Source organism: Streptomyces sp. NPDC057249 (assembly GCF_042669245.1).
Lineage (GTDB): Bacteria > Actinomycetota > Actinomycetes > Streptomycetales > Streptomycetaceae > Streptomyces.
In genome coordinates, this window is record NZ_JBHUXS010000005.1 from 34,879 (window position 1) to 55,072 (window position 20,194).

At 73.9% G+C, this 20,194-nt stretch carries 16 protein-coding genes; 7 read left to right on the forward strand and 9 right to left on the reverse strand.

Translation table 11 applies throughout. The features are described 5' to 3' along the window. Window positions 1-42: 42 nt before the first annotated feature. Window positions 43-960, reverse strand: a complete 918-nt coding sequence (locus ACFUJY_RS10925) for a MurR/RpiR family transcriptional regulator (protein ID WP_018101550.1) — start codon at window positions 958-960, stop codon at window positions 43-45. 98 nt (window positions 961-1,058) lie between these two features. On the opposite strand from ACFUJY_RS10925, the gene ACFUJY_RS10930 reads away from it, so the two are divergent. Next, complete coding sequence (locus ACFUJY_RS10930; RefSeq protein WP_383297537.1) at window positions 1,059-1,451, forward strand: hypothetical protein; 393 nt, start codon at window positions 1,059-1,061, stop codon at window positions 1,449-1,451. Between the two features lie 4 nt (window positions 1,452-1,455). After that, window positions 1,456-1,731 carry a DUF4031 domain-containing protein gene (locus ACFUJY_RS10935; protein ID WP_383297539.1) on the forward strand — a complete coding sequence of 92 codons (276 nt, stop codon included), beginning with the start codon at window positions 1,456-1,458 and terminating at the stop codon, window positions 1,729-1,731. Window positions 1,732-1,783: 52 nt separating this feature from the next. On the opposite strand, the gene ACFUJY_RS10940 is transcribed toward ACFUJY_RS10935, so the two are convergent. The 4 genes from ACFUJY_RS10940 to ACFUJY_RS10955 form a co-directional block, all read right to left on the reverse strand. Further along, on the reverse strand, window positions 1,784-3,016 hold the full coding sequence (locus ACFUJY_RS10940; RefSeq protein ID WP_383298064.1) for a Cmx/CmrA family chloramphenicol efflux MFS transporter: 1,233 nt from the start codon (window positions 3,014-3,016) through the stop codon (window positions 1,784-1,786). 73 nt (window positions 3,017-3,089) lie between these two features. Further along, window positions 3,090-3,749 carry a hypothetical protein gene (locus tag ACFUJY_RS10945; RefSeq protein WP_383297541.1) on the reverse strand — a complete coding sequence of 220 codons (660 nt, stop codon included), beginning with the start codon at window positions 3,747-3,749 and terminating at the stop codon, window positions 3,090-3,092. Further along, complete coding sequence (locus ACFUJY_RS10950) at window positions 3,746-4,294, reverse strand: hypothetical protein (RefSeq protein WP_383297543.1); 549 nt, start codon at window positions 4,292-4,294, stop codon at window positions 3,746-3,748. The genes ACFUJY_RS10945 and ACFUJY_RS10950 overlap by 4 nt, the downstream gene beginning before the upstream one ends. Continuing rightward, window positions 4,291-4,845: a hypothetical protein gene (locus ACFUJY_RS10955; protein WP_383297545.1), complete on the reverse strand. Its 555-nt coding sequence runs from the start codon at window positions 4,843-4,845 to the stop codon at window positions 4,291-4,293. The genes ACFUJY_RS10950 and ACFUJY_RS10955 overlap by 4 nt, the downstream gene beginning before the upstream one ends. 165 nt (window positions 4,846-5,010) lie before the next feature. Between ACFUJY_RS10955 and ACFUJY_RS10960 the strand changes: the two genes are divergently transcribed. Continuing rightward, entirely contained in the window at window positions 5,011-5,628 is a 618-nt protein-coding gene (locus ACFUJY_RS10960; RefSeq protein ID WP_383297547.1) for a GNAT family N-acetyltransferase, read from the forward strand. A gap of 56 nt (window positions 5,629-5,684) precedes the next feature. On the opposite strand, the gene ACFUJY_RS10965 is transcribed toward ACFUJY_RS10960, so the two are convergent. Continuing rightward, window positions 5,685-7,991, reverse strand: a complete 2,307-nt coding sequence (locus ACFUJY_RS10965) for a heavy metal translocating P-type ATPase (RefSeq protein WP_383297549.1) — start codon at window positions 7,989-7,991, stop codon at window positions 5,685-5,687. A 275-nt stretch (window positions 7,992-8,266) separates the two neighbouring features. Here ACFUJY_RS10965 and ACFUJY_RS10970 point away from each other — a divergent pair, with 275 nt between their 5' ends. Both ACFUJY_RS10970 and ACFUJY_RS10975 read left to right on the forward strand, forming a co-directional pair. After that, on the forward strand, window positions 8,267-8,956 hold the full coding sequence (locus tag ACFUJY_RS10970) for a copper homeostasis protein CutC (protein ID WP_383297551.1): 690 nt from the start codon (window positions 8,267-8,269) through the stop codon (window positions 8,954-8,956). A gap of 357 nt (window positions 8,957-9,313) precedes the next feature. After that, complete coding sequence (locus ACFUJY_RS10975; RefSeq protein ID WP_383297553.1) at window positions 9,314-11,950, forward strand: glycoside hydrolase family 9 protein; 2,637 nt, start codon at window positions 9,314-9,316, stop codon at window positions 11,948-11,950. Window positions 11,951-12,002: 52 nt separating this feature from the next. On the opposite strand, the gene ACFUJY_RS10980 is transcribed toward ACFUJY_RS10975, so the two are convergent. Then, the gene (locus ACFUJY_RS10980; protein WP_383297555.1) at window positions 12,003-14,075 is read right to left on the reverse strand and encodes a HelD family protein; all 2,073 of its coding nucleotides are present in this window, start codon (window positions 14,073-14,075) and stop codon (window positions 12,003-12,005) included. A gap of 378 nt (window positions 14,076-14,453) precedes the next feature. Here ACFUJY_RS10980 and ACFUJY_RS10985 point away from each other — a divergent pair, with 378 nt between their 5' ends. Further along, window positions 14,454-14,624 carry a hypothetical protein gene (locus tag ACFUJY_RS10985; RefSeq protein ID WP_203600378.1) on the forward strand — a complete coding sequence of 57 codons (171 nt, stop codon included), beginning with the start codon at window positions 14,454-14,456 and terminating at the stop codon, window positions 14,622-14,624. 19 nt (window positions 14,625-14,643) lie between these two features. On the opposite strand, the gene ACFUJY_RS10990 is transcribed toward ACFUJY_RS10985, so the two are convergent. Next, window positions 14,644-16,287: a DNA repair helicase XPB gene (locus ACFUJY_RS10990; RefSeq protein ID WP_383297557.1), complete on the reverse strand. Its 1,644-nt coding sequence runs from the start codon at window positions 16,285-16,287 to the stop codon at window positions 14,644-14,646. Window positions 16,288-16,539: 252 nt separating this feature from the next. Then, window positions 16,540-18,981, reverse strand: coding sequence for a helicase C-terminal domain-containing protein (locus tag ACFUJY_RS10995; RefSeq protein WP_383297559.1), 2,442 nt, complete (start codon window positions 18,979-18,981; stop codon window positions 16,540-16,542). An 85-nt stretch (window positions 18,982-19,066) separates the two neighbouring features. Between ACFUJY_RS10995 and ACFUJY_RS11000 the strand changes: the two genes are divergently transcribed. Further along, window positions 19,067-20,170: a hypothetical protein gene (locus ACFUJY_RS11000; RefSeq protein WP_383297561.1), complete on the forward strand. Its 1,104-nt coding sequence runs from the start codon at window positions 19,067-19,069 to the stop codon at window positions 20,168-20,170. Window positions 20,171-20,194 lie beyond the last annotated feature (24 nt).

Sequence of the window (20,194 nt, forward strand, 5' to 3'; positions counted from 1 at the left end):
GGGGCGGGAGCGGGGCGCTGCCGGAGGGCGTCCGGGTGACGGTCAGCGGGTGCGCGGGGTGTGGCGGTGGGCCAGCGCCTCGTAGGAGGCGGCGAGGGCCGGGGCGGCCGTCTCGTACGTACGCTGGGCGACCCCTATGAACAGGCAGTCGACCACCAGGAGCTGGCTGGTGCGGCTGGACATGGCGGCCGGGCGCAGCTCGCTCTCGCGCGCCGTGGACGTCGTCAGCACGTGGTCCGCGTACTGCGTGACGGGGCCGTCGGGGCGGCCGGTGATCGCGACCGTCGTCGCGCCCCGGTCGAAGGCGACGCGCAGCGGCTCTATGACGTCGCCCGTCGAGCCGGAGTGCGTGATCGCGATGGCCATGTCGCCCGAGCGGAGCTGCACGGCGTTGGTCACCGCGAGGTGCGGGTCCGTGTGGGAGTGGGCGATGAGGCCGATCCGGGACAGCTTCTGGGCCAGGTCCTGGCCGACGAGGGAGGACGCGCCCACCCCGTAGATGTCGATCCGGCGGGCCGTGGCGGCGGCGGCCACCGCGGCGCCCAGCTGCACCGTGTCGAGCCCGGCGGCGGTGTCGGCGAGGGTCTGCTGCTCGTCGTAGGCCAGCTTGGCGACCACGTCGGCGATGGGGTCGTCCACCGCTATGTCCGCGGTGACGGCGGGGGCGCGGCCGGACTCCTGGTGGGCGGCGAGACCGGCGAGCGCGAGGCGCAGGTCCCGATAGCCCGGATACCCCAGGAGGCGGGCGGTGCGGACCACCGTCGCCTCGCTGGTGCCCGTCAGCTCGGCGAGACCGGTGACCGTCAGGGCGGCGCAGCCCGCCGGGTCGCCGGCGACGGCCTCGGCGACGCGCTGCATCGAGCGGGTCATGGACGGCGACAGCGTCCGCACCTTGGCGGCGAGGGCCGCGGGGGCCGGCGGCGAGTCCGTACTGAAACTTTCCTTCAGGTCATTGGTCACCCTTGAAAGATATTTTCAAGCCTTGGGCCCGTCAACCCTCTTTGGTGTGACCTTTGGCGGAAGCCGTTGACGTCGTCGGACGGGTGGACAATGGCTGCATGGAGCACTATCCGCCGGAGTCCGACCGGCCCGACCGCCTGGAGCAGGCGCTGCACACCGCCCGCGCCCTCGTCATGGCCGATCTCGCCGCCGGAAACGTCGCGGAGGCGCAGATCGTGTCCATGGTCGAGGACGCCGTGACGCACCGCCGCTGGTGGGTGGAGCAGTGGCCGGAGGGCGCGGAGTTCGTCACCGGCCTGGTCGCCCAGGACGTGCAGGACGCGCTCCTGGAGCGGTACGGCCGCTGGCCGCTCTGCCCGGTCTGCGACGCGGGCGACCCGCACGCGCTGGAGGTCGAGCCGGAGCTCGGGCCGCACCCGCACTGGGTCTGCGCGAAGTCCGCGGTGGCGGTCGCCCCGGTCGGCGCGCTCGGCGGGATACTCCGGCGGTGAGGCGATGACGCTCTACATCGACCCGCCGACCTGGCCCGGACACGGGCGTCTCTGGTCGCACCTGGTCAGCGATGTGTCCTTCGAGGAGCTGCACGCCTTCGCGGCGTCCATCGGCGCCCCGGCGCGGGCGTTCGAGCGCGACCACTACGACATCCCGGCCGCGCGGTACGAGGACGCGGTGCGGGCCGGGGCCCGGGAGATCGGTTCGAAGGAGCTGGTCCGGCGGCTCACGGAAGCGGGCCTGCGGAGGCCCAAGGGGCGACCGGCGCCGAAGCCTTAGCCGCACGCCCCCAGCCGTCGCGCCCCCGGCCGTCGCGCACCGGCCGTACGGCTCAGCCCGTCGCGCACTCCGTCGACTCCGCCGGCGCCCCCTTGGGCGCCGCGGCCCCCCGCGCCACCAGCCGGGAGGCCGCCGAGCCGTGCGCCCGCTGGAGCCGCAGCGAGAAGACCACGGCCACCACCGCCGCCACGGTCATCGCCGCCCCGGCCCAGGCCGTCGCCGCGAAGCCGAAGTCCGCGTCGATCACCGTGCCGCCCAGCCAGGGCCCGCCCGTGTTGCCCAGGTTGAACGCGGCGGTCGTCGTCGCCCCCGCCAGCGTCGGCGCGGCGCCCGCCACGTTGAACATCCGGGCGTTGAGCGCGGGCGCGGTGTAGAACGCCGAGAGGCCCAGCAGGAACGACAGCGTGATCACGGCCGCCTGGTTCGACGCGAACAGCGCCAGCGCCGCCAGGAAGACCGTGGACGCGGTGATGCCGCTCAGCAGCACCCCGAAGAGGTGCGCGTCCGCGACCCGGCCGCCGATCGTCGTACCGACCAGGGCGCCCACACCGAACAGCGCCAGCACGGTCGGCACCCAGCCGGAGTCGAGCCCGGCGACGTCCGTCAGCAACGGCGCGAGATAGCTGAACGCGCAGAAGACGCCGCCCGCCGCGAGCGCGGTGATCACGATCGACAGCCACACCTGGCGGTCGCGGTAGATGCCCATCTCCCGCTTGAGCTGCGGCTTCTCCTCGGGCAGCGGGATGCGCGGGATCAGCGTCACCACCCCGACCAGGGCCACCGCCGAGGCCGCGCCGACCGCCCAGAACGCCGACCGCCAGCCCAGGTTCTCACCGAGGAACGCGCCCAGCGGCACGCCCAGCACGTTCGCGATCGACAGCCCGCCGATCATCACGGCCATGGCGCGGGCGCGCGCGTTCACCGGCACCATCGCGATGGCGACGGCCGCCCCGACCGCCCAGAAACCGGCGCACGCGAACGCGCTGACCACGCGGGACGCGAACAGCACCTCGTACGTCGGCGCGAGCGCGCCCGCGACCTGACCGAGGCCGAAGACCGAGATCAGCGAGATGAGCGTGGTGCGGCGCGGCAGCCGCAGCGTCGCCACGGCGAGCAGCGGGGCGCCGACCACCATGCCGATGGCGAACGCGGATATGAGGAGTCCGGCGCGCGGAATCGACACGTCCATGTCGTCGGCGATCGGGGGCAGCAGCCCGGAGAGCATGAACTCGCTCGTGCCCAGGGCGAAGACCGAGAGGCCGAGGATGTAGACGGCCAGGGGCATACGGGAAGGGGCGCGCACGGCGGAGTCAGGCATGACAGGTGGCAACAGCGGAAACGTTCCTGACATTCCCAGGTCAGCGCGCGAGCAGTTCCAGCTCGGTCAGCAGGTTCTGCCGTGCCCTCGGTTCCCACTCCCTCATCCCGTACGGCGTACGGAACAGCTGCGGCAACCCCAGGAGCTGCCGCAGCACCGCCGCCCGGCCCTCCCGGAACGCCTCCTCCGGCACGAACCCGTACTCCTCGCGGACCTGCGCCGCGTACTCCCCGTACTCCTTCGGCGGCGCCGCCAGGATGGCCAGGTCGGCGTCGCACAGCACCTCGCCGTTGGTGTCGCCGGCGGCCGGGTCGTGCGTGACGGTGAGCCGGACGAGCCGCGCGACCTCCTCGGTCACCGCGTCCGGCACCCCGGCCTCCGGGAGCGCCCGCTCGGCGAGCACCGCGCTGCGCTCCTCGTTCTCCGACCGGTCGGGCCGGTACACGGCGTCGTGGAACCAGGCCGCCAGCCGTACGGCGTCCGCGTCCGCGGCGTGCCCGGCGAGCGTGTCGACGCGGTCCAGGACCGCCGCGAGGTGGGCGGTCGTGTGGTACTTGCGCTGCGGCTCGGCCCAACGGGCGAGGAGGTTGTCGGCGTACGGAAGCGGATCGGGGCCGTCCGCACCGCCCCGGGCCGCGACGAGGGCGTCGTGCCAGCGGGTGCGGAGCGCTTCCTCGTCCTGCGCGCGGTCGTCCGTCATGCCGACGAGGGTAGGCCGAAACGGTCCGCGATGATCCGCAGCGTCACGGCGCCGTCCGCGTTGAACCCGGGCTCGGCCTCATCACGCGGGGTCTCCCGGCCGACGATCCCGGCCGCCAGCAGCTCGCGCACCAGCAGGTCGCCGTGGCGGCGGGACTCGCGGCGGGCGCCGATGTTGAAGTACGTGGTCGGGAAGCCGCGCCTGCTGTGGATGAAGTGGAACGGGTGCGCCTCGCAGTGCGGGACCAGGTAGTGCTGCCCGTGCGGGCACTCGCAGGCCGGGGTGGAGGCCAGGAACACGGTTTCCAGCGGGTTGGGGCTGCCGAAGCGTTCCTCGTAGCGGAATCCGGTGAGGTCGCCCGCCCGGGTCGCGAGGTCGCCGCCGGCGTGCGTGGCCGCGTCGTGCGTCAGCCAGACCCAGCCGTCGGCCGCGCCCTCCGTACGGGCGGGGAGGCCCAAGTCCGCGTAGATCCCGCTCAGGGCGGGAAGGTCGAGGCCCCTGGCGTACGTGACGAACGTGTCCGGGGCGATGAAGGACGCGGTCACAGCGCCGCCACCTCCCGGGCGAGCGGCGGCGAGGGCAGACCGAAGCACGCGGCTATCGCGCGCACGATCCGCTCCTCCTTGTCGGAGTCGTGCTGCTCGTAGCAGTCGTGGCCCGGATCGGTCTCCCAGGCGAGGCATTCCGCGTCGGGGCCTATGAGGTTCGCGGCGAGCAGTTCGGCCGACATGTGATCGGGGTTGTCGCCGACGCGCTGCTCCACGTCCTCGAAGCTGAAGTGGACGATCCACTTCCCGTCGCGCAGGTACGTGAAGTCCGGGCCGTGCGCCTTGGCGCTGCACGGCTCGGTCACGATGACCACGATCTCGCCCCCGGAGGCGCAGAGGCGCGTGTAATCGATGTTGTCGTAGTCCTCGATCTCCCAGTTGGCCATGTCATGCACCGCCCAGGCCCAGCCCCCCGCCTCTCCGTCAGCCAGCGGCTCCCGCCGCTGCTCGCGCAGGCCCGAGACGAGCGTGGACCGGGACAGGCCCCGGGCGAACACGAGGTTGACCTCGTGCTGGGGGAATGCGCACGCACTGTCGATGAACGTCATGCGGCGAGCGTAGACGGGGGGACTGACACGGGGTCGGGGCCGGGGGTCGGGGCCGGGGCGGTGGGTCCGGGCGGCCAAATTCGCGCGACATCGGGGCGGGGCTCTGGGAATCTGCGTGCGGGCCCGGGCCCGTTGATTCCCTGCTTCCGACTGGATGGGTGAGCGATGACTTTCGTGCTGGCAGGACCGGTTCTGGAAGGTTCCCGGGTGCGGCTCGAACCGCTCGGACACCACCATGCGGAGGGGCTGTTGCGCGCGGGGCAGGAGAACCGGACCTCGTACGGATACACCTGGGTGCCCGGGCCCGGGGAGGTCGAGGGCTACATCGACGCCCAGTTGGGAAGGGCCGCCGACGGGAAGCTGGTGCCCTACGTGCAGGTGGACCGGGCGTCCGGGCAGGTCATCGGGGCCACGGCGTACTGGGAGCCGCGCTACTGGGCGGACGACGGCAGCCTCACCGCCATCGAGGTCGGCTTCACCTGGCTCGCCGCGTCCGCGCAGGGCACCGGGGTGAACACCGAGTCCAAGTACCTGCTCTTCCGGCACGCGTTCGAGGAGTGGGGTGTCTCGCGGGTGGACCTCAAGACCGATGCGCGCAACCGGCGTTCGCGGGCCGCCATCGAGTCGGTGGGCGCCACGCTGGAAGGCGTCCTGCGGAACTGGTCCCGGTCGTATGTGCCCGGTGAGGAGGGGCGGCTGAGGGATTCGGCGATCTTCTCCATCACGGCCGAGGAGTGGCCGGAGGTGCGGGGGCGCCTGGAGGCGCGGGTGGGGGGTGCGTAGGCGGCTTCACGGGGCGCCCCCGTGAGTTCGGGGACGCCCCGTGCACGGTTCCGTCCTCAAACGCCGGACGGGCTGGGGGTGGCGGTCCGGCTGGGGGCGAACCCGCGCAGGCGCAGCGAGTTGCCGACCACGAACACCGACGAGAACGCCATCGCCGCGCCCGCGATCATAGGGTTCAGCAGGCCCGCCGCGGCCAGCGGGAGCGCCGCCACGTTGTACGCGAACGCCCAGAACAGGTTCGTCCGGATGGTGCTCAGCGTCCGGCGGGCCAGGCGGATCGCGTCCGACGCCGCCCGCAGGTCGCCCCGGACCAGGGTCAGGTCGCCCGCCTCGATGGCCGCGTCCGTGCCGGTGCCCATCGCCAGGCCCAGGTCGGCCTGGGCCAGCGCGGCGGCGTCGTTCACGCCGTCGCCGACCATCGCCACCGAGCGGCCCTCCGCCTGGAGGCGCTTGACGACGTCCACCTTGTCCTGCGGCATGACCTCCGCGTACACCTCGCCGATCCCGACCTCGGCCGCGACCGACTCCGCCACCGCCCGGTTGTCGCCGGTCAGCAGGATGGGCGTCAGGCCCAGGCGGCGCAGGCGGGTGATCGCCTCCGCGCTGGTGTCCTTCACCGCGTCGGCCACCTCGACCACCGCGCGCGCCTCGCCGTCCCAGGCGACCGCGATCGCCGTGCGGCCGGCGGCCTCCGCCTCGGCCTTGCGGGCGGCCAGGCCGGCCGGGAGGCGGATCTCCCACTCCGCGAGCAGCTGTTCACGGCCGACGAGGACCGCGTGGCCGTCGACCACGCCCTGGACGCCGAGCCCGGGGACGTTGACGAAGTCTTCCGGCGTGGGGAGGGGTGCGCCGGTGCGTTCGGCGGCCCCGGTCGCCACCGCCTGGGCGATGGGGTGTTCGGAGGCGTGTTCCAGGGCGCCGGCGAGGCGGAGGGCGTCGGTTTCGGTGGTGCCGGGGGCGGTGTGGACGGCCTGGAGGGTCATCCGGCCGGTGGTGACGGTGCCGGTCTTGTCCAGGACGATGGTGTCGACGCGGCGGGTGGATTCCAGGACCTCGGGGCCCTTGATCAGGATGCCGAGCTGGGCGCCGCGTCCGGTGCCGACCATCAGCGCGGTCGGTGTGGCGAGGCCCAGCGCGCAGGGGCAGGCGATGATCAGGACGGCCACCGCCGCCGTGAACGCTGCCGTGAGCCCCGCGCCGTCCGCCAGCCAGAAGCCCAGGGTGCCGAGGGCGAGCGCGATGACCACGGGGACGAACACCGCCGAGATCCGGTCCGCGAGGCGCTGCGCCGCCGCCTTGCCGTTCTGCGCGTCCTCGACCAGCTTCGCCATCCGGGCCAGCTGGGTGTCCGCGCCGACGCGGGTCGCCTCGACCACGAGGCGGCCGCCCGCGTTGAGCGTCGCGCCGGTCACCGTGTCGCCGACGCCGACCTCCACCGGGACGGACTCGCCGGTGAGCATGGACGCGTCCACCGCCGAGGAGCCCTCGACCACCGTGCCGTCCGTGGCGATCTTCTCGCCGGGGCGCACCAGGAAGCGGTCGCCGACGTGGAGGTCCGCCGTGTCCACGGTCACCTCGCGCCCGTCGCGCAGGACGGTGACCTCCTTGGCGCCCAGTTCGAGGAGGGCCTTCAGCGCGGCGCCCGCCTTCCGCTTCGACCGGGCTTCGAAGTAGCGCCCGGCGAGGATGAACGCGGTGACGCCGGCCGCCGCCTCCAGATAGATGTTCCCCGCGCCGTCGGTGCGGCCGATGGTCAGCTCGAACGGGTGCGTCATGCCGGTCATCCCGGCGGTGCCGAAGAACAGCGCCCACAGTGACCACAGGAACGCGGCCGAGGTGCCGAGGGAGATGAGCGTGTCCATCGTCGCCGCGCCGTGCCGGGCGTTGGTCCACGCGGCCCGGTGGAACGGCCAGCCCGCGTACGTGACGACGGGCGCGGTGAGGGTGAGGGCGAGCCACTGCCAGTTGTCGAACTGGAGCGCCGGGACCATCGACATGGCGATCACCGGCACGGCGAGGAGCACGGCGGTGACCAGCCGCTGCCGCAGGGTGTCCGCCTCCCGCGCGGCGGGCACGGCCGCCTGCTCGGCGCCGTCCTCGGCCTTACGCGCCAGGGGTGCGGGTTCGTGCGCGGTGTAGCCGGTCTTCTCGACCGTGGCGATGAGGTCCTGTACGGAGACGGCGGCGCCGTCGTAGGTCACGTGGGCCTTCTCCGTGGCGTAGTTGACGCCGGCCGTCACGCCGTCCATCCGGTTGAGCTTCTTCTCGATGCGGGCCGCGCAGGAGGCGCAGGTCATGCCCCCGATGGCCAGCTCGACCTCGGCCTCTGCGGTGTGTGTGGTGTGCGCGGTGTGCGCTGACACGGGGCCCTCCTCGTGGTCCGGGGTACCCCGTCCCGGGTACCGGGCTCCAGGTACCCCCTGGGGGTATCTCTTCTACGGTCATGTATACCCCCACCCCCTATGTCGAAGCAAGGGTGGTCCTTTGCGGGCGCGTGGGGCGCGCCGGTCGGTCGCCCGGCGTCCGTTCGGCCTCGCGTATCTTCACGTTCACGGTCAGGGCTGCGCCCTCGGCCTACCGCCCCGTAGGCTGGCCATTGGACTAGACCTATAGCTGCTTCCTGGAGGATTGGGTTCCCATGAGCAACCGTGCAGTCCTGGAGGTGATCGCTCTCGACGCGGAGGACGCGGTCGCCGCCCAGGCGGGTGGTGCGGACCGGCTTGAGCTGGTCACCGACATGGCGGCGGACGGCCTCACCCCGTCCTGTGCGACGTTCGCGGCGATCCGCGCCGCGGTGGACATTCCGCTGCGCGTGATGCTCAGGGTCGCCGACGGCTTCGCGGCCGGTGACATCGAGATACTCGTACGCAAGGCGCGTGAGCTGCGGGCGGAGGGTGCGGACGAGTTCGTGCTCGGCTTCCTGGACGCGGACGGGCACCCCGATCTGGTCGCGGTCGAGCGGCTCGTCGCCGTGCTGGACGGCTGCCGGTGGACGTTCCACCGGGCGATCGACCGGGCGGCGGACCGGGACGGGCTCCGCAAGGCGCTGGCGGATCTGCCGGGGCTCGACACGTATCTGACGGCCGGGGCGGCGGCCGGGGTGGACGCGGGGATACCGACGTTGGTGGCCGAGGCGGGGCGGTCGGGCGAGCCGGGGTACGAGCCGCGGATTCTCGTGGGGGGCGGGTTGCGGCTGGAGCACCTGCCGGCGCTCCTGGATGCGGGGATCGACGCCGTCCACATCGGGGGTGCGGCGCGGCCCGGCGGCTGGGCGGGGCCGGTTTCCGCGGATGCGGTGCGGGAGTGGCGGGGGGTGCTGGACGCGTAGCGCCTCTGGGCGGGGGCCTGCTGCGCCCCGTGGCGCGGCGTGGTTTCGGGGGCGCTGCCGGGGGGCCTGCCGCGCCCCGAGGCGCGCTGTGGTCGCGGGGGCGCTGCCCCCGTACTCCCGCTCCTCAAACGCCGGAGGGGCTGGAAGGGCCGGTGCGTCCGGAATGGACCGGCGGCGCGGCCGGAATCGGGTGTGGTGGAACGTCCGTCTGTCATGGCCCTGGCGCAACCGGCGCCCCTCGTCCCACAATGGCCTCGCGGTGATGGGAACGCTCCCATGGCGCGCCTCCCCGGCATGCCCGTCTGTCGTGGGAGCGCTCCCATCACCCTCTTCCGTCCCCACGACGAAAGGCCCCTGGTGAACGCCTCCCCGCCCCCGTCCCCCGTGCGGCGCAGACGCCGTGCGCTCGGTGTACTGGCCGTCGCCGCCCTCTGCGGCGGCATCCTCACCGCCCCCGGTGCCGTCGCCGCCGACGGCGACCCCGCTCCGGAACAGATCACCAACGGCGACTTCTCCGCGGGGACCGCGCCCTGGTGGTCGACGGCCAACGCGCCCGTCGCCGTCGTGGACGGGCGGCTGTGCGCCGACGTGCCGGGCGGGACCGCCAACCCGTGGGACGCGATCATCGGGCAGAACGACATCCCGCTCGTCGCCGGTGAGGCGTACACGCTGTCGTACACGGCGAGTTCGACCGTACCGCTGTCCATCCACACCAACGTGCAGATGGCGACGGAGCCGTACACCACCGACCTCTCCGCGACCGATCACATCGGCGCCGAGGCCACCGCCTACACGCACGTGTTCACCGCCGCCGCGGACCTGGACGGCGCGCAGGTGGCGTTCCAGGTCGGCGGGGGCGCGGAGGCGGCGACCTTCTGCGTGGACGACGTGTCGCTGCGCGGGGGCGCCGAGCCGCCCGTGTACGTGCCCGACACCGGGTCGCCGGTCCGCGTCAACCAGGTCGGCTACCTGCCCAAGGGCCCCAAGACCGGCACCCTGGTCACCGACGCGACCGATCCGCTGCCGTGGACGCTGAAGGCGGCCGACGGGGCGACCGTCGCGAGCGGGACGACCACGCCCGGCGGCGAGGACCCGACCTCGCGGCAGAACGTGCACACCTTCGACTTCAGCGCCGCCACCACCACCGGCGACGGCTTCACGATCGAGGCGGACGGGCAGGTCAGCGAGCCCTTCTCGATCCGGGCGGACCTGTACGACAGCCTCCGGTCCGACTCGCTCGCGTACTTCTACCAGAACCGCAGCGGCATCGCGATCGACGCGGACCTGGTCGGCGAGGAGTACGCGCGCCCGGCCGGGCACCTCGGGGTCGCGCCGAACAAGGGCGACACGGACGTGCCGTGCCAGGAGGGCGTCTGCGACTACCGGCTCGACGTGCGCGGCGGCTGGTACGACGCCGGCGACCACGGCAAGTACGTCGTGAACGGCGGCATCGCGGTCGCCGAGCTGATGGACACCTACGAGCGCACGCTGACCGCCGACGGCGCGGAGGCGGCCGAGCTGGGCGACGGCGCGCTGCGGGTGCCCGAGCACGGCAACGACGTGCCGGACATCCTGGACGAGGCGCGCTGGGAGCTCGACTTCCTGATGCGCATGCAGGTCCCGGCCGGCGAGCCGCTGGCCGGCATGGCGCACCACAAGGTGCACGACGCCAACTGGACCGGTCTGCCGATGCGGCCCGAACTCGACCCGGAGCAGCGCGAACTGCACCCGCCGACGACCGCCGCGACCCTGAACCTCGCCGCCACGGCCGCCCAGTGCGCCCGGCTCTACGCCCCGTTCGACGCGGAGTTCGCGGCCAAGTGCCGTACCGCCGCCGAGACGGCGTGGGCCGCCGCGAAGGCGCACCCGGACGTGCTCGCCAGCCCGGCGGACGGTGTCGGGGGCGGGACGTACGAGGACAACGACGTGCGCGACGAGTTCTACTGGGCCGCCGCCGAGCTGTTCACCACCACGGGCAAGGACGCGTACCGGCAGGCGCTGCTGGACTCGCCGCTGCACGGTGACGTGGACGCGGCCTTCCCCGCCGACGGCGGCATCTGGTGGGGCGGCACCGCCGGGCTCGGCGTGCTGACCCTGGCCACGGTCCCGAACGACCTGACGGCCGACCAGCTCGCGGACGTACGGAGCGTCGTGACGACGGCCGCCGACCGGTACCGGGCGCAGACCGAGGACCAGCTGTACGGCGTGCCGTACGCGCCCAAGGGCCAGAACTACGCCTGGGGCTCCAACAGCCAGGTCCTGAACAACATGATCGTGATGGCGACGGCCGCCGACCTCACCGGTGACACCGGCTACCGGGACGCCGTCCTGCGCGGCGCGGACTACCTGTTCGGGCGCAACCCGCTCAACCAGTCGTACGTCACCGGCTACGGCGAGCGGTACTCGCAGAACCAGCACCACCGGTTCTGGGCCCACGAGCCCGACCCGTCCCTGCCGCACCCGCCGGCCGGGTCCCTCGCGGGCGGGCCCAACCTGACCGCCCCGACCTCGGGCGACCCGGAGGCCGCCTCGAAGCTCATGGGGTGCGCGGCGGCGATGTGCTACCTGGACGACAACGGCTCGTACGCCACCAACGAGGTCGCCATCAACTGGAACGCCCCGCTGGCCTACATCGCCTCCTACCTGGACGACGCGGGCGACGCCACGGGTCCGGACCGGACCTGCGAGGTGACGTACTCCTCGCACCCGTGGAGCACCGGCTCGACCACCACGGTCACGGTGAAGAACACCGGTACCGAGCCCGTCACCCCGTGGTCGCTGACCTGGCTGCTGCCCGGTGACCAGAAGCTCAGCCACACGTGGAGCGCCGAGATCGACCAGTACGGCAGGACGGTGACGGCCGCGCCGCTGTCCTGGAACCGGACCATCGCGCCCGGGGCCTCCGTGGACTTCGGGTTCAACAGCAGCGTCACGGGCCCGGCTGCCGACCCGGGCACGGTGAAGCTGAACGGACGTGCCTGCACGTCCGGCTGATGACCGGGCGGGGGCGGGGGTGGACAACGGTCCCCCCGCCCCCGTTCACTTCCTACGCCAACTCCTCCGGCAGCGGCGCCGAGTGAAGCACCGTCAGACCGGAGACCGCACGGGTCAGCGCCACGTACAGGCGGCGCAGGCCCGTGCGTTCGTCCGGTTCGCCGTCGACCACGGCGGCCGGTTCGTCCAGCACCACGTAGTCGTACTCCAGGCCCTTCGCCAGCGACGCCGGGACCAGGGTCAGCCGGGTCTCGGCGGTCGTCTCCCGACCGGGGGAGAGATACGTGTGACCGGCCGCCGTCAGCGCGCCGGCCAGGGCCGGGACGCGCGCGTCGGCGGCGATCAGGCCGATCGACCCCTCGTGCGCCAGGGACTCCTCGCAGGCCGCGACGACGGCCGCGTCCAGCTCCGCCGCATCCGCCACCTCGCGCACGGCCAGCGAGCCCGGCGACTCACGCACCGACTCCACCGGCGTCAGCCCCGGCGAGATCACCGGGAGCAGCCGGGAGGCGTACGCGATCACATCGCGCGGCACGCGGAAGCCGGCCGTCAGCTCCTCCACGACCGCGTCCGCCTTGCCCAGGTGGTGCAGCGCCTGCTCCCAGCTCTGCGTGGACCACGGCGTCGTGCCCTGCGCCAGGTCGCCGAGGACGGTGGCCGAACCGGTCGAGCAGCGGCGGCCGACCGCGCGGTACTGCATGGGGGAGAGGTCCTGCGCCTCATCGATCACGACATGGCCGAGCGAGTGCGTACGCGACACCAGGTCGGCCGCCTCGTCGATCAGCACCGCGTCCGCCGCCGACCACTTGGCGGTCTTCACGCTGCGGGCCGGCTTGGCCCAGAGGATCGCCTTCTGCTCGTCCTCGGAGAGCAGCCCGTCCGCGTGTTCCGCCAGGAACTCCGGGTCGGACAGCAGCCGCAGGACCAGCTTCGCCGGCTCGACGGCCGGCCAGATCGCCTTCACGGCCGCCTTCACCGCCGTGTTCCGGGCCACCGCGTTCTGCACCCGGTCGTCGGGCGCCTCGCCCGCCTGCTCCATCCGCACCAGGACCGCGTGCGCGATGCGCTGGGGCAGCGCCTCGTGGGCGGCGCCGTACCGCATGTCCCGGGCCAGCAGTTCCTGGACCATCTCCTCGATCTCGTACGCCGGGACGCGCCAGCGCCGCGAGCCGCGCACCACCATCACCGGCTCGGTGGGCGGTGTGACGTGCGAGCGGAGGGCGCGCCGCAGCACCTCCGCCATGCGGGCGTCGCCCTTCACGACGGCGGCGGGGGCCTCGTCCGTGCCCCTGACCTCGATCTGCGCGGTCACCAGGTCCTCGACGGTCGCCTGCTTGACCTCCAGCTCGCCGAGGGCCGGGAGCACCTGCTCGATGTAGTGCAGGAACGAGCGGTTCGGCCCGACGACCAGGGTGCCGGTGCGGGCCAGGCGCTCGCGGTGCGCGTACAGCAGATACGCGACCCGGTGCAGGCCCACGGCGGTCTTCCCGGTGCCGGGGCCTCCCTGCACGCAGACCGTGCCGCCCAGCTCGCTGCGGACGATCTCGTCCTGCTCCGGCTGGATCGTGGCGACGATGTCCCGCATCGGGCCGACGCGGGGGCGCTCGATCTCCGCCTGGAGCAGCTTGCTGGTCTGCTCGGCCTCGGCGGGGTCGGTCAGGTGTTCGTCCTCGTACGCGGTGAGGTCGCCGCCGGTGTAGCCGAAGCGGCGCCTGCGGCCGACGTCCATCGGGTCCTTGCGGGACGCGCGGTAGAACGGCTGGGAGACCGGGGCGCGCCAGTCGATCACCATCGGGTCGCCCTGCGCGTCGTGCACATGGCGGCGCCCGATGTAGAACTGCTCCCCCTCCGCGCCCTCGGCCTGCTCCGCCCCGACGACGTGCAGATAGTCCAGGCGCCCGAAGAACAGCGGGGTGTGCGCCAGGTCCGCGAGCGACTTGATCCGCTCGTCGATCTGCGCCTGGAGCACCGCCGCGTTCACCCAGTTCGCGGTGACGTCGCGGATGTCCAGGGCCTGGGCGTCCTCCCGCATGGCGCGCAGCGCGGCGCGCGAGGCCGCGAGATGGGCGCGCTCATGGCCGAGGGGGTCGGTGGTGGTGTCGCTCTCGAATTCGTGCGCGGGCACGGTGTTGCCTCCGGCATTCAACGCAGGACGGCGGACCGCGTCTCACCCTCAGGGGTGTGCGGTCCGCTCGGGGATCGATCGTGCGTACGGTTGTCGGCCGGTTTCCGTCCGGTCGGCGGCGCTCCCCCGGCTGCCGGCAGGGCCCCTCCGGGGCCGCCGGTACCACGGTGCGGGAGGCGGGCAGACCGGGGAGTGTACCGGCGGGCGGGGGGTGGGCGCGAATGGTTTTACCGGGGTGCGTCGCTTCTTACGGCTCCGAGGGTCCGCGCCCGTCCCTCCCGTAGGGGATGCCGTGCGACCGGAGGCGTACGCGGGCCGCTTCCGGCTTCCGTCTGCGGGCCGACGCCCCGGCGCACCCGTCCGGAGCACCATGGATACATGAGCACCGTCACCCTTGACCCGAGCAGGACCGGCGCCACCGCGGCCCCCGGTCACCCCCACAACCGCGCCTCCGGCGCCCTGCGTGCCGTGAAGGTCTTCGCGCAGGCCGCCTTCGGCGTCGTCGTCCTCGGCGAGTACGCGGAGGAGGCGGGGGTGCGGCGGCGCTGACCGCACCCCCGCCCCTCGCTCAGCTCTCCGACAGCAGCTCGTCCGCGTCCACGATGCGGTACGCGTAGCCCTGCTCGGCCAGGAACCGCTGGCGGTGCGCCGCGAAGTCCTGGTCGATCGTGTCGCGCGCGACGACCGAGTAGAACCGCGCCTCGTGCCCGTCGGCCTTCGGCCGCAGCACCCGGCCCAGGCGCTGCGCCTCCTCCTGGCGCGAACCGAACGTCCCCGACACCTGGATGGCGACCGTCGCCTCCGGCAGGTCGATGGAGAAGTTCGCCACCTTCGACACCACCAGCACGTTCAGCTCGCCCTGCCGGAACGCCTCGAACAGCTTCTCGCGCTGCGCGTTGCTCGTCTCGCCCTTGATCACCGGGGCGTCCAGGTGCTCGCCCAGCTCGTCCAGCTGGTCGATGTACTGCCCGATGACAAGTGTCTGCTCTCCCTTGTGCTTGCGCACCAGCGCCTCGGTGACCTTCCGCTTCGTCGCGGTCGTCGCGCAGAACCGGTACTTCTCCTCGGCCTCGGCGGTCGCGTACGCGAGGCGCTCCGAGTCCGTGAGGTTGACCCGGACCTCGACGCAGTCCGCCGGGGCGATGTAGCCCTGCGCCTCGATCTCCTTCCACGGGGCGTCGAACCGCTTCGGACCGATGAGCGAGAAGACGTCCGACTCGCGGCCGTCCTCGCGGACCAGGGTCGCGGTCAGGCCGAGGCGGCGACGGGCCTGGAGGTCGGCGGTGAACTTGAAGACGGGGGCGGGGAGCAGGTGCACCTCGTCGTAGACCACGAGGCCCCAGTCGCGGGAGTCGAACAGCTCCAGGTGCGGGTAGACGCCCTTCCGGCGGGTCGTCAGCACCTGGTAGGTGGCGATCGTGACCGGCCGGATCTCCTTGCGCGTCCCGCTGTACTCGCCGATCTCGTCCTCGGTCAGCGAGGTCCGCTTCACCAGCTCGTGCTTCCACTGGCGGGCGGAGACGGTGTTCGTCACCAGGATCAGGGTGGTCGCCTTGGCCTGCGCCATCGCGCCCGCGCCGACGAGCGTCTTGCCCGCGCCGCAGGGGAGCACGACGACGCCGGACCCGCCGTGCCAGAACCCGTCGACGGCCTGCTGCTGGTACGGGCGCAGCGCCCAGCCGTCCTCGTTCAGCTCGATCGGGTGTGCCTCGCCGTCCACGTAGCCCGCGAGGTCCTCGGCGGGCCAGCCGAGCTTGAGCAGCGTCTGCTTGACCTGGCCGCGCTCGGAGGGGTGCACGGCGACGGTGTCCGGGTCGATCCTGGCGCCGACCAGGGGCTGGACCTTCTTCGACCGGAGGATCTCCTCCAGTACGGGCCGGTCCGTCGTCGTCAGGACGAGCCCGTGCACGGGGTGCTTGGACAGGGTGAGGCGGCCGTAACGGTCCATCGTCTCGGCGATGTCGACGAGCAGCGCGTGCGGTACCGGGTAGCGGGAGTACGTCACGAGCGCGTCCACGACCTGCTCGGCGTCGTGCCCGGCCGCGCGGGCGTTCCACAGTCCGAGCGGGGTCAGCCGGTACGTGTGGATGTGCTCGGGCGCCCGCTCCAGCTCGGCGAACGGCGCGATGGCCCGACGGCAGGCGTCGGCCTGCTCGTGGTCGACTTCCAGGAGGAGCGTTTTGTCGCTCTGGACGATGAGGGGTCCGCTCACGCGCGTTGGCCCTTCCGGCTCGGGGGAAACCTCCAGTGTGCCGCATCGGTGGCGGGTGTGTCGTTGGCCCGGTGCGGACCGGGGGGCCTTGCGCGGTGCCCCGGGCCCGGCGAACCCAGCCCGTCCGGCGTTCGAGGACGGAACCGGTGCGCCCGGTCCGGGGCGGAAGGTTCCGTCCTCAAGCGCCGGACGGGCTTGGTTTTGTGCGGGCGGCTCGTGGGCGCGCGGACCGGGCCGGGGCGGACGGTGGGCCTACTCCGCCAGTTCCGCCACGCCCGTGATGCGGTGCAAGGGGTACGTGCGGATCTCGTCCGCCGTGTGGTCGTACGCCGTGACGTAACCGCCCTCCACACGGACCGGGGCGATCACGCGCTGGCTCGCCGTGCCCTCCGCGTTGACGTAGCCGATCCACACCGCGGAGCCGGTCATCGCGGCGGCCTGGACGGTGACCAGGGTCTCCGCCGCGGTGGTGCGGGGCAGCGCGCCGGGCGGCCGGGCGGGCCCGTTCTCCGGCTGGGCCTTGACCACCGTCGCCGCGTCGTCCCCGGCCCGGATCGCCCGGACCGCCGCGCCGAGCAGCGTGGTGTCCGGCACGGGCGGGCCCTCGGGGACCGGGGCGGGCGCGGAGCGGGGCGGGGTGCGGTGGGCGCCGGTCCGGGTGATCAGCACGTCGCCGTCGGCGGACTCCGCGGCCGGGGCGTACCCCATCTCGCGCAGCCCGTCGAGCAGGGACGCCGGATCGGCCGACGCCGCCAGCACCGTGGGCGCGATCCGGCGCAGCCGCAGCGCGGCGGACCGCTTGTCGGCCAGGATCTCGCCGAGCACCGCCTCGTCGTCGCACCGTACGTACGAGGACGCGGCGCCGATCCGGAGGTGCCCGTGGCGGCGGGCCACGTCGTCGATGAGATAGCTCAGCGGCTGCGGCACCGGCGTACGGCTGTGCGTGGCGAGGAAGGCGTGCAGGTCGGCGGCGGTCCGCCCGGCGTCCAGGGCGCGGCGGACGGACCCGGGCGTGAAGCGGTACACCGTCGCCCCGCCCTTGGACTCGACGTCCGCGAGCGTGCCGAGCAGGTCGGCCAGCGGGCGTTCCAGCGGGCCGGGCGCGACGGCCGTCAGGTCGGCCTGGAGCAGGACGTGGTCCAGCGGTTCCGGCAGCAGCGGGGCGAGCAGGGCGGCGGCCTTCGCGGGCCCCTCGGCGAGCAGGGCGCGGGTCTGGGCGGCGAGCGCCCCGCGCCCGGTGACGCCCAGGAGCTCCGACTCGTTCAGCGTCCACAGGGCGATCCGGGACCGCAGATCCATGGCCCCCTCGGCGGCGGCCCCGCGCAGCGGGCGCTCCCAGCGGAGCCGGGCGAGCACGGACTCGGGGTCCGGCGCGGTGCCGGCCGGCAGCGCGTCGAGCAGGGCGAGGACCCGGCGGCGCACCTCGGGCGCGGCGGAACGGTCCAGGTCCGGGCCGAGGGCGGACAGCGCCCGCCCCTTCGCGTCCTGGCCGCCGACCAGGCCGGAGGTCCGGGTGGCGGTGAGCCAGGCCGTCGCGAGGGAGACCCAGCGCTCCTGCGCGGGCAGGTCCAGCCATTCGTCGGACGCCGGCGTCGGCGCGTACCGCTCGTCCGCCTCGCCGTCGGACGCCAGTAGCCCGGCCGCGTACGCGAGCTCCACCCAGAACGCGGCGACGGGCTCCGGGACGTCCAGCGCGGCGGCCGTCTTCCGCAGCTCGCGGACGCTCAGCCCGCCGGCGCGAAGGACGGCCGGGCCGCCGCCGTCCCAGTGCTTCAGCAGCTCCTCGACGGTGGACACCGCCAGGAACGCCTGGCCGGCCGCCGCGCTGTCCACAGCCTGTGGATCGCGTTCGGCGACGGCGGCCACGGCCGGCGGCCGGGGCTCCGGCGTCCGGTGGGCGCGCCCGGCCCGCAGATGCAGCGCCGCCTCGCGCGGCAGTACGACGGTCCGGGTCGAGACGGGCAGCAGCAGCCCCCGGTCCCGCAGCCACTTCACGGGCGGCGCCGGATTCGGCGTCACCTCCCCGTACGGCGGCCCCCACACCAGCCGGTCCAGGACCGCCAGGGCCTCCGTCGGCGCGGTGTCCAGCAGCTCGCCCATCCGGGCCCGGTCGGTGAACAGCCCGGTCAGGGCCGCCACCGCGGAGACCGGGTCGTGCGTGGCGGGCAGCCCGGCGGCGGCCAGGATCTCCTGGAGCCGGCCGGGGGACATCCCCGCGGTGGCCTCGGCGACGGTCGGCCCGAGCCCGGTGGGGGAGGGGTGCTGCGGCGACGGCGACAACAGCTCGCGCGCCGTGCGTACGAGCCGCAGCCGGTCGTCCTCGCCCCAGACGAGCGCCTGTTCGCGCAGGGTGCCGACCGCGCCGGGCAGCGCCGCCACGATCGCGGCGCCCATGTCGTCGCGCTGCTCGCCGTCGTCCTGCCCGTCCCCGGTCAGCAGCCCGAGCAGCGTCCCGTACGGTGCCGGGTCGGGCGCGACCGCCAGCGCCTCGGCGGCCTGGAGCGCGAACCGGTCCAGGCGTTCCAGGGCGCGTACGACGGACGCACGGGTGCCCGCGCGCGTGGCGAGCTGCGTGATGTCGCCCGGCACCGGGGAGAGGAGATCGGGCCGCGCCCGCAGCAGCCCGGCCAGTGACTCGTCGTCCCGGGCGCGCAGTGCCTCGGCGAGCGTCCGCGGTGGTGTGGTCGTCCCCATCCGACCCACGGTAGCCGCTCCGGACAGCCCTGAGGGCGCTACCGTCGGTGCAGGCCGGTGGCGGGGAACCGAGGGGAAGCGACGCGTGGCGATCGAGAGCGACCAGCTCGTCTACGACTACCTGAGCCGGGTCGGCGACCTGGCCCAGCAGCAACAGTTGCCGTCCGGCGCCCGGATGAGGCTGGTGGCGGAGCTCCGGACGGAGATCGACCGCCGGCGCACGGCCCAGCGGGCGCACACCCCGGGCCAGGTCCGCCGCATCATCGGCACCCTGGGCACCCCGGACGAACTGGTCGCGGCGGCGGCCCGGGCGGGGGCGTCGGAGCCGCCGGACCCCCCGGAAATCCCCGAACCGCGCCGCGCGAGTCTTCCCGGCCGGGACCCGGACGCCGACGCCCCGCGCGGCCCGGGCAAGGGCGCTTCGGCCGCGCGCCGGAGAGGCAAGGGGGCCTTCGCCCCGCGCCGGGCGGACCGGGACGCCGAGGCCCCGGACGACTCCCTCCGGGACCGGGCGGACCGGGACGACTCCGCCCCGCACCGGGCGGGCATGGACGAGCTCGGCCCGGACGCGGGCGACGGCGACTGGTGGCGTGACGAACCCGGGCCGTTCGGTGAGACCGGCCCCGGGGCGTTCGGCGAGTTCGGTCCGGGCACGGAGGTGCCGGGGTTCCGGGGCGGCGTGGAGATCCCGGCGCTGCTCCGGCCGCCGGAGGCGGAGGCGGACGAGGAGCCGGAAGAGGAAGCGGAGGACGAGGCCCCGGAAGAGGCGGAGCCGGAGGCGCCCCCGGAGAAGGCGCGCCGGCGGCTCCGCCGTGCCCGCCCGGCGCCGGCGGCTCCTCGGGATGCCCCCCGCCGGGGCTTCGGCCACCCCGTACTGCTGCTGGCGGCGGCCCTTCTCGTGGTGGGCGCGGTGATGGGCTCCCTGCTCGCCCTCGCGGGCGGCTGGCTGCTCGCGTACAGCTCCCGCAAACTGTCCCGCGCCGAAGCGAAGTGGGCCGCGATGGGCCTGCCCGGGGCGGTCGCGGCGGGGACCCTGGTCTGGCTCTGGGGCCGCATGGACGGCCGCTGGGGGACCCCGATCCCGGAGCACGGCATGCGGGACGCGCTGGGCGACGTATGGCCGGTGACGGTACGCACCGCAGCGGTGGCGTCAGCCCTGTTCCTGGTGTGGCGCGCACGGCGGAGGTAGCGGCGGCGCCGGCCGGAGCCCGCC

Excerpts from the sequence above, each read along its gene's own strand:
- ACFUJY_RS10930 (WP_383297537.1), top strand. The coding sequence starts at position 1,059 with ATGGAGCACTATCCGCCGGAGTCCGACCGGCCCGACCGCCTGGAGCAG.
- ACFUJY_RS10935 (WP_383297539.1), top strand. The coding sequence starts at position 1,456 with ATGACGCTCTACATCGACCCGCCGACCTGGCCCGGACACGGGCGTCTC.
- ACFUJY_RS10940 (WP_383298064.1), bottom strand. The coding sequence starts at position 3,016 with ATGCCCCTGGCCGTCTACATCCTCGGCCTCTCGGTCTTCGCCCTGGGC.
- ACFUJY_RS10945 (WP_383297541.1), bottom strand. The coding sequence starts at position 3,749 with ATGACGGACGACCGCGCGCAGGACGAGGAAGCGCTCCGCACCCGCTGG.
- ACFUJY_RS10955 (WP_383297545.1), bottom strand. The coding sequence starts at position 4,845 with ATGACGTTCATCGACAGTGCGTGCGCATTCCCCCAGCACGAGGTCAAC.
- ACFUJY_RS10960 (WP_383297547.1), top strand. The coding sequence starts at position 5,011 with ATGACTTTCGTGCTGGCAGGACCGGTTCTGGAAGGTTCCCGGGTGCGG.
- ACFUJY_RS10970 (WP_383297551.1), top strand. The coding sequence starts at position 8,267 with ATGAGCAACCGTGCAGTCCTGGAGGTGATCGCTCTCGACGCGGAGGAC.
- ACFUJY_RS10985 (WP_203600378.1), top strand. The coding sequence starts at position 14,454 with ATGAGCACCGTCACCCTTGACCCGAGCAGGACCGGCGCCACCGCGGCC.
- ACFUJY_RS10995 (WP_383297559.1), bottom strand. The coding sequence starts at position 18,981 with ATGGGGACGACCACACCACCGCGGACGCTCGCCGAGGCACTGCGCGCC.